A 13034-nucleotide genomic window follows, 5' to 3' on the forward strand; every position below is an offset into this window, starting at 1 on the left:
GAAAAAGTCTTCTTTCTAGAAGGCTTTTTATTTTATATAAGGAGGCTGTTATGAGCTTAGTAAATGATTTACAACAAAACAAAATACTAATCGGTGACGGTGCTATGGGTACACTTTTGTATTCTTACGGCTCGGACTTCTGTTACGAAGAATTAAATCTTTCGCAACCGGAACAAATCTATAATATTCACCAGGCTTATTTAAATGCTGGCGCTGACATTATTCAAACAAATACGTATGCAGCCAATTATTCAAAACTAGAACGTTATGGCCTCCAAGATCAGGTAAAAGAAATCAACAAGGCAGCTGTTCAAATTGCGAGAAGAGCTGCTAAAAACCAATATGTCTTAGGAACCATTGGAGGAATCCGCGGCATTAAACCAAACAGTATTTCACTTGATGAAATTAAACGCAGTTTTCGTGAACAGCTCTATTGTTTACTCATGGAAAACGTTGACGGTATACAGCTGGAAACGTATTACGATCTGCAAGAACTTGAGACCGTATTAGAGATTGCTAGAAAAGAAACGTCTCTTCCAATCATTTCTCAAGTTTCCCTTCAGGAAATAGGCTTTCTGCAAGACCGAACTCCTATTTCGGAAGCTTTATTGCATCTTGAGGAAATCGGTGCGGATGTAGTGGGATTAAATTGCCGGTTAGGTCCTTATCACATGCTGAAAACACTAGAGGAAGTACCGATTCCTAAAAAAGCATTTTTATCTGCGTTTCCGAATGCCTCTCTTCCTTCTTACTCGGATGGTAAGTTTCAATATGAGAGTGATGCAGAATACTTTAAAGAATGTGCTCATTTATTCAGACAGCAAGGTGTCAGTGTGCTGGGAGGCTGCTGTGGTACAACACCTGAACATATACGTGCTTTCTCAACCGAACTTAAGCACCTGCAGCCTGTAAAAGAAAAAGAAGTAAAGCAAAGAAAAAGAGATATTGTAATTAAATCAGCTTCAAAATCTAAATATGTTCCGCTTTGTGAAGAAGTAAAGAAGAAACAATCTATCATTGTTGAATTGGACCCGCCTCGCAAGCTTGATACATCTCGGTTTATGGAGGGTGCGAAGGCTTTAAAAGAAGCGGGAATCGATGCTCTTACAATGGCTGATAATTCACTTGCATCTCCACGAATATGCAATTCTGCACTAGGTTCGGTTGTGCAGTCAGAATTAAACCTTCGGCCGCTCGTTCATATTACGTGCCGCGACCGGAATTTAATCGGACTACAATCACACTTAATGGGACTTCATACACACGGAATCCGTGAAGTATTAGCTGTAACTGGAGATCCTGCAAGTGTCGGTGATTTTCCTGGTGCATCATCTGTTTATGATGTCACTTCATTCGAACTGATCAAACTCATTAAGCAGTTTAATCAAGGATTATCATTATCAGGAAAAGAACTTGGAGAAAAAACTTCCTTTAGTGTAGGAGCAGCTTTTAATCCAAACATCAGGTTAATTGATAAAGCTGTTGAACGTTTGGAAAAGAAGATTGAATTTGGTGCGGATTATTTTATAAGTCAGCCGGTGTTTTCACAGGAAAAGTTAATTGAAACCTATGAAGCTACCAAACACATTGATAAACCGATCTATATAGGAATCATGCCGTTAACGAGTTCACAAAATGCTGAATTTCTTCATCATGAAGTACCAGGGATAAAATTATCAGACGCTGTACGTGAACAGATGGGAAAATATAAAGAAAATCCTAAACAAGCAAGTGTTGAAGGTTTAAACATCGCTAAATCTCTTCTCGATACAGCTATGGATCTTTTTAATGGAATTTACCTCATCACTCCATTTATGCGTTATGAATTAACTGTTGAATTAGTAAATTATGCACGAACGAATCATCCATCCCTTTTAGCAAGGAGGTCGCTGAATGCCTAAAACATCTATGGAAGATCAGCTGAAAAAGAAAATATTAATTATGGATGGTGCAATGGGGACGATGCTTCAAGAAGCAAATCTCACACCAGAAGACTTCGGCGGCGAAGAATATGACGGATGTAACGAGTATTTAAATGTAACTGCACCAGATGTTATAGAGTCCATTCACTTAACGTATCTTCATGCTGGCGCCGATATCATTGAAACGAATACATTTGGAGGTACTAATCTTGTTCTAGATGAATATGATCTCGGCGAACGAGCTTATGAGATTAATAAGTTAGGAGCTGAAATTGCGAGAAAAGCAGCCGATACAGTTTCTACTGAAGAATGGCCGCGTTATGTTGCCGGTTCAATGGGACCAACTACAAAAACATTAAGCGTTACTGGCGGTACGACATTTGATGCGTTAAGAGATGCATACGCAGAGCAAGCAAGAGGGCTGATCGAGGGTGGAGCAGATCTGCTGCTTTTAGAAACAAGCCAGGATATGCTGAATGTAAAAGCAGGTTTTTTAGGAATCGAACAAGCGATTGAGCAAACAGGAAAACGAGTTCCTCTTATGGTATCAGGAACCATCGAACCGATGGGAACAACATTAGCTGGTCAATCGATTGAAGCGTTCTATATTTCATTAAAACACATGAATCCGTTAGCAGTTGGTTTAAACTGTGCGACTGGACCCGAGTTCATGCAAGACCATATCCGCTCCCTTTCTCATCTCTCAACAACTGCAGTCAGCTGCTATCCGAATGCTGGGCTGCCTGATGAAGAAGGAAATTATCATGAGACTCCAGAATCCTTAGCAGCTAAATTATCAGGTTTTGCAGAGAAAGGCTGGTTGAATATCGTAGGAGGCTGCTGCGGAACAACGCCTAATCATATAGAAGCATTAGCACAAGTGATGAAAAACTATTCACCACGATCAATACAAACGAATGAAATGCATATGGTATCAGGAATTGAACCCTTCATTTATGATGATCCAACGTTAAGACCGATCATGGTCGGTGAACGGACAAATGTAATTGGCTCAAGAAAATTCAAAAGGCTAATTGCGGAGAAGAAGTTTGAGGAAGCAGCTGAAATCGCAAGAGCTCAAGTAAAAGGCGGCGCACATGTACTGGATGTCTGCTTGGCAGATCCAGACAGAGATGAAAAGAATGATATGGAAGAGTTCATGAAAGAAGCTGTTAAGAAAGTAAAGATTCCTTTTGTCATCGATTCAACTGATGAAGATGTGATCGAGCTGGCTTTAAAATATTCACAAGGTAAAGCGATCATCAATTCTATTAACCTTGAAGACGGAGAAGAACGTTTTGCAAAAGTGATTCCGCTTCTGCATAAATATGGAGCGGCAGTTGTCGTTGGGACCATTGATGAAAAAGGAATGGGTGTTACAGCAGAAAGAAAACTTGAAATTGCAAAAAAATCGTATGAGCTATTAGTGGAGAAGTACAAAGTCACTCCTTCAGATATCATATTTGACCCGCTTGTTTTTCCAGTTGGAACAGGTGACGAACAGTATATTGGTTCAGCAAGTGCAACGGTTGAAGGAATCCGGCTGATTAAAGAAAGTTTTCCCCAATGCCTCACAATTCTTGGGGTGAGCAACGTGTCATTCGGACTTCCACCTGTAGGGCGTGAAGTATTAAATGCCGTATATCTCTATCACTGCACACAAGCGGGACTGGATTATGCGATTGTAAACACAGAGAAACTCGAACGATTTGCATCTATTTCTAAAGACGAGATCGATATGGCGGAAAATCTATTATTTAAAACAACAGATGAATCATTGGCAACCTTTACTGAATTTTATCGAGGAAAAAAGAAAGAAACGAAATCGAAGCTTCCTGACATGACGTTAGAAGAGCGGCTGCAATACTACATTTTAGAAGGGTCTAAGGAAGGGTTGATTCCTGATTTAGAATTGGCATTAAAGCAATACCCTTCACCTCTAAAAATTATAAACGGGCCGCTCATGGCTGGCATGAAAGAAGTAGGCAGATTATTTAACGAAAACCAGCTTATCGTTGCTGAAGTTCTTCAAAGTGCAGAAGTAATGAAAGCGTCCGTCGCATTTTTAGAACCATACATGGAGAGTAATGATACTTCCTCTTGGAAAGGTAAGGTATTGCTTGCAACAGTTAAAGGTGATGTTCACGATATTGGGAAAAACCTGGTCGACATCATATTAAGCAACAACGGATTCCAGGTTATTGATCTAGGTATTAAAGTTACACCTCTTGAATTGATAGAAGCTGTAAAGATGAACAAACCTGATATTATCGGGCTGTCAGGATTGTTGGTGAAATCAGCTCAACAAATGGTTATAACTGCAAATGACATGCGTGAAGCGAGCATTTCCACGCCGATTTTAGTAGGAGGCGCTGCATTATCCAGAAAATTCACAGATACAAAAATTTCAAAGGAATATGATGGAATGGTACTGTACGCAAAAGATGCGATGGAAGGCTTATCCCTTGCAAATCAACTTCAGACTCCTGAAGATCATGAAAAGCTCGCTGTTGATTTTAGTGAAAGAAAGAGAACGATAGTGTTAGACTCTGGACGATCCGATGGAGGTACAGCAACTGCGACAGCCATAAAAGTAAGATCAAACGTATCACAAAAAGCACCGGTTTTTATACCGAGTGATACAAAAAGGCATATTTTAAGAAACTATTCCTTGTCTCACATACAGCCATATATTAATTTGCAGATGCTTTTAGGTCATCACCTTGGCATAAAAGGAAAGATATCAAGATTGCTTGAAGAAAAAGATGAGAAAACCCTTCATATTAAGTCGATCGTTGATGCGTTGTTAACTGAGGCAAAAGAAAAAGACTTAATTAACCCTTCTGCGATGTATCAATTCTTTCCAGCACAATCAGATGCAGACAGTGTTTTGATTTACGATCCTGTTGATCATCGAACAATTATTGAAAAGTTTGATTTCCCACGACAGACCAAAGAGCCATACCTCTGTATAGCAGACTATCTTAAGTCAAAAGACAGCGGGGAAATGGATTATGTTGGCTTCTTTTCTGTAACTGCAGGTACAGGCATAAGAGAGCTTGCAGCAGACATGAAAGAACATGGCCGTTTTTTAGAAAGTCACGCTCTTCAAGCATTGGCACTTGAAACGGCAGAAGGTTTCGCAGAGCTTGTTCATCAGCAGATGCGTGACCGCTGGGGGTTTCCTGATTCGGTTGATTTTACTATGAGAGAGCGGTTTTCAGCACGCTATCAGGGTCAGCGGTTTTCATTCGGTTATCCTGCATGCCCAGAACTTGAAGATCAGCAAAAGTTATTCAAGTTGATTCAACCGGAGGATATAGGCATTCAGTTAACAGATGGCTGCATGATGGAACCAGAAGCCTCCGTATCTGCAATTGTATTTGCTCATCCAGAAGCGAGATATTTCAATGTGTTAAGTTAAGTATGACCATCGCAAAAAGCACCTTCATACGGTGCTTTTTTGCATTATTAGTTCTTGAAGGAAGGCATTTACATATGAAAAAGCGAATTTCTTAATACAATATTTTTGTGGAAGGAGAGAGCGGAACATGCTGAAACAGATAGAGAACGACCTTTTGCGTTTGATTTCGTCCGGAAAAGGTACTTATGGAGTTTCGATCTATCACTTCGAAACAGAAGAAGAGTTTATCCATAATCAAAATGAAGAATTCTATGCTGCTAGCATCATTAAAATCCTCATCATGTCTGCGGTATTTGCGCAAGTATCTGAAGGGAAACGTTCATTATCAGATAAGATTCAAGTGCGTTCAGAAGATATTGTTTCAGGTGACGGAATTTTGAAGAATTTATCACCAGGTATGGAATGGACGGTTCATGATCTGATTGTACTGATGATCATTGAGAGTGATAATACAGCAACCAACCTTTTAATCGATATGGTAGGAGTTGAAAACATTCAGCTATACATGACAATTTGGGGCTTTAAGCAGACTCAATTTCGTCATAAACTTCAGATAAAACCATCTAGAAATCATAATGACTCAAATTTAATAACAGCAAAGGAAATGAATCATTTTTTAAGAAATATAGCTATGGGTAATATTGTATCAATGAGTGTATGCCGTAAGATGATAGATATAATGAAACAGCAAAAAATGAATGATTTACTGCCAAGGTTACTACCTGAATATGACGGAATTATCGGAACGATTCCGATTTGGGAGATGGCACACAAAACAGGCTATGTACCAGGTGTTGAACATAATGTAGGATTATTCTATATACCAGGGCATACTTTTGCTATTTCCGTACTTAGTAAAAACGTACCCAATCGGGATGAACCAAAACGAATTATGGGTGACTTAGGATTGATGTTGTTTGATACAATTGAAACCAGTAATGTACATAAATAAAAGCTAGTGGTACGGAGATGCAAAGCTCCCAGCCACTAGCTTTTTCATATTTAACATACGGAATCATTTGGTTTTGGGTTTTTCAATCCAAATAGCGGACGAATAAATAGGGCTAAAAATGTTCCTGCCATCGCCATAATTCCCCAAACCCAGCCGTGAAGGCTGAAAGAAGCAATCCCGCTGAAATAAGCACCGATGTTGCAGCCAAATGCTAATCGTGCACCGTAGCCCATCAAAAGACCACCAATAATAGAAGCTCCTGCAATACCTGGTTTAATCTTGCCAGGTTTAAATGTTCCTTGAAAAGCAGCAGAAATAAATGCTCCTAAAATAATTCCGAAGTTCATTACGCTCGTAGCATCAGTAAGAACATTTCTGGTCAAAGCATCACCTTTGCTTCCAGCGAAATACCCCCAGCTCGAAACATCAACTCCAGTTGCCATCAATGCTTTTGATCCCCAAAGTGCAAATGCTGAAGTGATACCCCAAGGACTTCCTTTAACAGCTAAAGTTACAGCATTTAATATCGCTAACACGATAGCAGCTGTAAACAGCGGCCAAGAACCGCGCAATACTTTTTTCCACCCAACAGTTGTTGGCAGTGGTTTCATCATCGGAGGATTTTTCTTTTTAGCAATTTGAATCGTGATCCAATAGATAAAGCCAAACAATATTAATTGAAATGCCAATGCACCCAGATAACCAAATCCAGGTATCTGATTAAATGCGATTGGCGGTAGGGAAGGTAATCCCATCCAGAAAGCGAAATGGTACGCCCCTAAAACAGAACCTACAATAAACGAAATCAAAGTTAGGATCATTGAAGAAGATCCGCCGCCTAAAGAATACAATGTTCCTGAAGCACAGCCATTACCAAGCTGCATGCCGATTCCAAACAAGAAAGCACCAAATAGAATACTGATTCCTACAGGTGATACATTTCCTTCAGGTGCAGCTCCCGTAAAACTAAATCCAGTACTTAAAATCACTGCAAATAATATTGATGCAACTGCCAGCATAACCATATGTGCCTGCAATCCTTGAACATTACCAACGGATACCAGGCGTCTAAATGCGGAAGTAAATCCAAAACGAGCATATAATAATGCATTTCCTAGCAAAATACCTATGATGAACAGAACTCCTTGAGTCCAATTAGCCGTATTCACAATAAAAAATAACAAGATCAATGCGGAAAGAATACCTAGTGCAGCCCATGGCTTTTGCAATGGACTTAATTCAGTTACAACCGTAGTATAATGACGTTTACCTGATTGCGATATCTGTGTGTCAATTGATGAATGCGCCAAAGTAACCCTCCTAATCCTATAAAATTTATCGGAATTAAAGTATTATACAACGAATCCTATTCAAAATAAAGCTCTTTGGTGCATGTTTTTATGAAATAAGGTCTAACAAACGGTATGGGGATAAACCATTGTGAAGGACTCTAGGAAATACATCTGTGAAATTACGAGATCGTTGAAGTATTAGAGAATCATTTAAAAACAGATTGAGATATGATGATCAAAACACTAAGTATAAAGAGTAAGATTTTAATAATTGATAAAAGACTTAACTGGATATTAAAACAAACTTAATTTAAATAACTTTGGATTATCGAGATAAAATTTAAGTAAAATTGAACCAATACTAATTAATATGATTTTTTATATTTCGTCTCACTTTCTTAAGTAATCTTAAGTTTTGAGACTCGCTTTTACTAATTTCGCATAGCTACCTATAATAGATATTATGTCTACTTGTTTAAAAAATGTACTGATTAATAGTAATTATAAATTCATTCTTGTTCAACGACAGAAAGTTCAGGAATGCTGCGACAGAAAAGTCAGGAATGTCTCCTCCCCGACAGAAAAGTCGGGAATCTTGCGACGCAAAAGTCAGGAAAACTTGATCTACTTACGACAGAAAGTTCGGGAATGCTTGGGTTTAGTATGGCTCATTCTTCGCTTTATTGATATCTAACAAAAGCAATTTTAATTCTAAACACTGGTTAACCCCTCATAACCAATTTTTCTTATTTTACCAATTTTTCGATACCTTTGGCTCACTTCCTGTTCTCACCTTCTCCATAGCAAGTTAGGCATCTTAACAGGTATTTTCTGATTATAGAATAAGTTAATTATCACAAGGAAGGTGATTTGAGTGTTCTTTAAAAAACTTTTTTTCAAAAATATGTGGCAAAAGGTAAATAAACAAAAACCTGAAGCAATCGTACTTCCATCTTTTTCATGGGTTTCATTAAACGATGACGATGTTTTAGAAATTGTTACATATTCCAGCATTATTGAAACCGAAGACTTACCAATCGTTCGATATGGGGTTCGTATAAAAATTAATGATAAATTGATCAAAGATATCATTGCAATTGAAACGCAGGAAGGGCTCACCAATGATGTTAAATTTACTGAGAAGAGAACTCAGCATTTTCAATTTGTGTGCCATTTATCAACATATATTGAACAGATGTCATATATGAAAAACTTAAATGTAACAATTCTTAAGACTTTTGATGATGTATTTAAAAAGTGATTGAACTACTGCCCAAACACTTTTTACTCATAGTCCAAGTTTTCCTGACTTTTCTGTCCATAGCACAAATATTCCCGAACTTTGTGTCGCGGACTAACGACAGAAAAGTCGGGAATATTTTTTAGAAAACCAGTATTTATTGAGTTCAAGCATTCCTAAACTTTCTGTCGTTGTACAATTCTTTCCTCTCCTCTCCTACTTGGGTAAAGGTATACAAAAAAAGTACGTGAACATAATTGTTCACGTACAACTTAAGATTACTCATTTATATTTGTATTTTAATCTGGACTGAATTACAGATCTCATTAATTGGTTTTTTTCGTTCTAATTGTTCGATGAAATTATTTTTACGTTCTTGTACAGCTGCTTGAGTTGATTTGATTTTTCTATCTTGCATTTCACATAATGATTTTGTTTCTTTTTTAAATTCTTTAAATTTTTTTTCGAAGTAAATCGTTTTATTTTGATATATCCACTCACCGAATAAAAATATAGATCTTCTACTTCCAGAATAAATGGATCCTTCTGCGAAAAACTTATTAGTTGATGATCATGTGGCATGTTCCCATCTGCAACAAAAAAGCCTAATAAATATGCCATATTATTAGACCAGGTTTTGAAGTAATTTTCATTTATTGTGTATTGCCTTAACCAGCTTCCTCTTGGTCTTCTTGTAACATCATTACTTTGTAGGACAGAATTAATATATCTTGCTGACACATTCGCTTGCTCGGCTATTTCTACTGTTCTGCTCCCACTTTCGTACATTTTAATAATTTCAGGAATACTCATGGTGCATTTCTTTTTACGCATCCCAATCAACTCCTTTGTTTATATGTTTTATTATAACGAACATTTGTTCGTATTACGAATTTTAAGCATATCTAAAACCAAAAAATTCCCCCTCATTTGCTTATTCCTTATCTTTTATTAAAAAAAAATAAAGAGAGCCTTACCTACGGCTCTCTTTTCGTTGTTTAATTTAAATCAATTTTATAAATACCAAACCCTTTTGGATCTAGCTTATTTGTATAGGTGATCTTATCGCCTTCAGCAAGATAGTTTTGCCCGTTAGGTGAAGAAACAAAAGTCACATTAGCAGTTCCGCCGATTGGTGCAATCGACCAATTGTTATCAGCTGTAGGGGTAATTTCTTTAACTTCTGAAATATAATCCATTAAAATTTGACGGTTCTCATCTGCAGTATCAACAACATATTCGCTGCCTTTTACGCCAGGGAAGTTTCCGCCACCTCCAGCACGATAGTTATTTGTTACAACAATAAAGTCCTGGTTTGGATCGATTGGTTGTCCATTGTAAGAAAGGTTTTTGATACGACTGCTTCCAGGATTGACTACTTTACCGTCTTTATCATATTTAGCGGGTTGTGTAACATCGATTTGATAGTTAACTCCATCGATCACATCAAAATTATAAACAGGGAACCCGGCATTAAGAAGCTCTTGTTCTTCAGTTTTATTTAACGAGATTTGATTAAACTTACCTGCAGACATTTCCAGCCACTCTTTTACTGTTGATCCTTTAACTTTAAGGGCTTTAAGTGTATTGTCATAAAGATATAAATCACCTGCACTTCTAATAGTCAGATCACCTTTATGAATTTCAGTATATTCATCCGCACTGTTTCTACCCGCCTTAAAAGGGGCGCCGACAGAAAGGATAGGAAGATCTTTATATTCTGGTTTGTTAAGAGCAATGTACTTTTCAACGTACCACTTTTGAGCATTCGTTACGACTTGTACAGATGGATCATCTTGAACGAGAGCAAAGAAGCTGTGAATGTCATCTGTTGTCGTTCCGATTGGGGTGTTTACATATTCAATCGTTTTTTCATGAACTTCAGTAATAGCTTTTACTACCTTTTCGTCGGCTTTAACGTTTTCAACATTTCTTACAGAGGATTGTGAACTCGTTACTTTCCACTTTCCTTTATCTTTTTCAAGCGTTAAGTCGATTAATCCCAACGAACCTCCCCCGTAACCTGCTTGTACAGCTGGTACTCCGTTGATCGTACCACTTTCATTATCTACGCCAGGCAGAACTTTTCCGGATGAATCCTTGAACAATGCATCAAGGCTTTTTTCATCTGCTGCTGGAAACACTTTGTGAGTATGAGAGAACGTAATGGCATTAATGCCTTTAACCTTGCTCAGCGCGTATACAACATCTTCTGTATTTGAATCGTTTCCATTAAACCCAGAGTGAGCTTGCGCAATAATAATGTCTGCTCCTTCTTCTTTCATCTCTGGAATAAATCTTTCAGCAGACTCAATTATATTTTTTGTAATTACTTTGCCATCAAGGTGAGATTTATCCCATTCATTGATCTGCGGTGGAACAAAACCAATATAGCCAATCTTGATTACTTTTGTTTTCCCGCTTTCATCCGTTACTTTTTTATTAACAATTTTGTATGGAGTATATTTATTTATATCGTTTGTCGGATCATTGTCATGGTCATCAACATAAACATTAGCGTTTACAAAAGGAAATTTAGCATCATCATAAGTTTCATCTAAATACTCCAGGCCATAGTTGAATTCATGATTCCCTAGAGTTGCCATGTCATAACCCATTAGATTCATTGCAGCAATCGCCGGGTGAACTTCCCCTTCTTTTAATGGTTCAATCTTTGCTTTATATGTACCTAGCGGTGTACCTTGAATAAGGTCTCCGTTATCTACTAATATATTGTTTTTACCTTTTTCTTCAGCTCTGGCTTGATTTATAAGTGTAGACGTTTTAGCAAGCCCTACTTTTTCTGTAGCAGCGTTTTTATAGTAATCAAAGTTAAGGAGATTGGTATGGATGTCTGTCGTCTCCATGATGCGAAGGTTTACTTTTGTTGTATGTGGAGCTGGCTTTTTTGCTAATACATTCTCGGCAACCGGTATAGATAAAAGACTCAAAGCTAATGAAAATGAAACAAACTTCTTATGATTTTTATTCATATCCTTTAACTCCTTATTATGATTTGAGTCTGACTCTTCAGACCCAAAGTAATAATACCACTCCTACTTTTTTTCTAATATCATCCAATGGGACTATCAATTGTAATATTCCATTAAATGTATGATAAGAAAAAAGTCCCGCTTGCAGGGACTTTTTTAATTCTGATCTTCTTTTCTCTTATTTTGCATCTCCTTCCCCCATTTTGCCAGGGACTCTAAGGATGGTATCAAATTCTCTCCCGCTTTCGTTAAGGAATATTCTACTCGTGGTGGAATTTCCATGTACTGTTTCCGAACAATAAGTCCCTGATTCTCCATCTCTTTTAATGATTGAGATAATACCATGTTTGTAATTCCATCTACTCTGCGTTTTAATTCGTTATAGCGAAGCGTTTTGCCTTTCCACAACGCCCAAATTATCGGCAGCCTCCATTTGCTTCCAATTAAGGTCAGAGCAAATGTTAAAGGGCAATCTTCTTTTCTTTCGTATTTAGTTACTTCACTACTCATAGAATACCGCCCCCTTTCCTTTTACTCAGTTTTTACTGACTTACTCACAAATTACTGCATACTTGTTTTCATTTTTTATTGTAATAAAATTATATCGTAACCGGTTGAAGAATAAGAGGATTTTTACAATGAAGGAGTGAAAACTTTGAACCTTAAATTTGAGGTATTACCTGATGAAAAGATAGAATGCTGCAGAGATCTCTGCAATGAACTTATGGTTTATCAAAAATCAAAAGCTCACATAAAACCCGAACTGTTCGATAACATGAACTTTGAAACACGTTTGATTCCTTCTATAAATAAAGCTATTCATAACTATACGGTAGTTGTTAAAGATGAGGACCAGATAGTAGCCTATGTATATTCGAATATCTCTTCAAAAGAAACCTACTCCAATGAGTTTGCCACTTTCTTTGATATGTCTTCTGTTTATAGAGATAATGTAGCCTGTCTTTCCCAATTTTATATTAAAGAGGATTACAGACAATATGGGATTGGTTCTAAGCTTTTTAATATGTCAATGGAATGGATTAAACAATTCGACGATGTAGATGATTACTTCATCTATGTATCTAATGGCAATAATGATGCTTTGGAATTCTATAAACGAAAAGGATTTTCTATCAGTCATGATATTTTAGAGGGGTTTATAACCGTTCTGCGAAACAAGAAACAATAACAAAATAGATAAAAGGCGTACC

Annotated in this window: 8 protein-coding genes and 1 pseudogene; 5 read left to right on the forward strand and 4 right to left on the reverse strand. The window is 37.3% G+C overall.

Translation table 11 applies throughout. The features are described from left to right. The first annotated feature begins 50 nt into the window (after positions 1–50). From EV282_RS08550 to EV282_RS08560, 3 genes are all read left to right on the forward strand, one after another. Positions 51–1901 (forward strand): bifunctional homocysteine S-methyltransferase/methylenetetrahydrofolate reductase, encoded by a 1851-nt coding sequence (locus EV282_RS08550; protein WP_130295398.1) that lies wholly within the window; start codon positions 51–53, stop codon positions 1899–1901. Further along, the gene (metH, locus tag EV282_RS08555; protein WP_130295400.1) at positions 1894–5346 is read left to right on the forward strand and encodes a methionine synthase; all 3453 of its coding nucleotides are present in this window, start codon (positions 1894–1896) and stop codon (positions 5344–5346) included. The genes EV282_RS08550 and metH overlap by 8 nt, the downstream gene beginning before the upstream one ends. Positions 5347–5473: 127 nt before the next feature. Continuing rightward, entirely contained in the window at positions 5474–6298 is an 825-nt protein-coding gene (locus tag EV282_RS08560) for a serine hydrolase (protein WP_130295402.1), read from the forward strand. A 50-nt stretch (positions 6299–6348) separates the two neighbouring features. On the opposite strand, the gene EV282_RS08565 is transcribed toward EV282_RS08560, so the two are convergent. Beyond that, positions 6349–7593 (reverse strand): YeeE/YedE family protein, encoded by a 1245-nt coding sequence (locus EV282_RS08565; protein ID WP_130296937.1) that lies wholly within the window; start codon positions 7591–7593, stop codon positions 6349–6351. Positions 7594–8464: 871 nt separating this feature from the next. On the opposite strand from EV282_RS08565, the gene EV282_RS08570 reads away from it, so the two are divergent. Next, complete coding sequence (locus tag EV282_RS08570) at positions 8465–8851, forward strand: hypothetical protein (protein WP_130295403.1); 387 nt, start codon at positions 8465–8467, stop codon at positions 8849–8851. Between the two features lie 324 nt (positions 8852–9175). On the opposite strand, the gene EV282_RS08575 is transcribed toward EV282_RS08570, so the two are convergent. The 3 genes and pseudogenes from EV282_RS08575 to EV282_RS08585 all read right to left on the reverse strand — a co-directional run bounded on the left by EV282_RS08575 (position 9176) and on the right by EV282_RS08585 (position 12333). After that, entirely contained in the window at positions 9176–9664 is a 489-nt protein-coding gene (locus EV282_RS08575; RefSeq protein ID WP_207224286.1) for a hypothetical protein, read from the reverse strand. 167 nt (positions 9665–9831) lie between these two features. Next, positions 9832–11823 (reverse strand): annotated as a pseudogene (locus tag EV282_RS08580) (bifunctional 2',3'-cyclic-nucleotide 2'-phosphodiesterase/3'-nucleotidase); the annotation flags it as partial. A 156-nt stretch (positions 11824–11979) separates the two neighbouring features. Then, the gene (locus tag EV282_RS08585) at positions 11980–12333 is read right to left on the reverse strand and encodes a winged helix-turn-helix transcriptional regulator (RefSeq protein WP_130295407.1); all 354 of its coding nucleotides are present in this window, start codon (positions 12331–12333) and stop codon (positions 11980–11982) included. 145 nt (positions 12334–12478) lie between these two features. Between EV282_RS08585 and EV282_RS08590 the strand changes: the two genes are divergently transcribed. Next, entirely contained in the window at positions 12479–13012 is a 534-nt protein-coding gene (locus EV282_RS08590) for a GNAT family N-acetyltransferase (protein ID WP_130295409.1), read from the forward strand. The last annotated feature ends 22 nt before the right edge of the window (positions 13013–13034 follow it).

This window comes from Fictibacillus sp. BK138 (genome assembly GCF_004216955.1).
Classification (GTDB): domain Bacteria; phylum Bacillota; class Bacilli; order Bacillales; family Fictibacillaceae; genus Fictibacillus.

Coding starts and splice junctions, on each gene's coding strand:
- EV282_RS08550 (WP_130295398.1), top strand. CDS start 51: ATGAGCTTAGTAAATGATTTACAACAAAACAAAATACTAATCGGTGAC.
- EV282_RS08560 (WP_130295402.1), top strand. CDS start 5,474: ATGCTGAAACAGATAGAGAACGACCTTTTGCGTTTGATTTCGTCCGGA.
- EV282_RS08575 (WP_207224286.1), bottom strand. CDS start 9,664: ATGCGTAAAAAGAAATGCACCATGAGTATTCCTGAAATTATTAAAATG.
- metH (WP_130295400.1), top strand. CDS start 1,894: ATGCCTAAAACATCTATGGAAGATCAGCTGAAAAAGAAAATATTAATT.
- EV282_RS08585 (WP_130295407.1), bottom strand. CDS start 12,333: ATGAGTAGTGAAGTAACTAAATACGAAAGAAAAGAAGATTGCCCTTTA.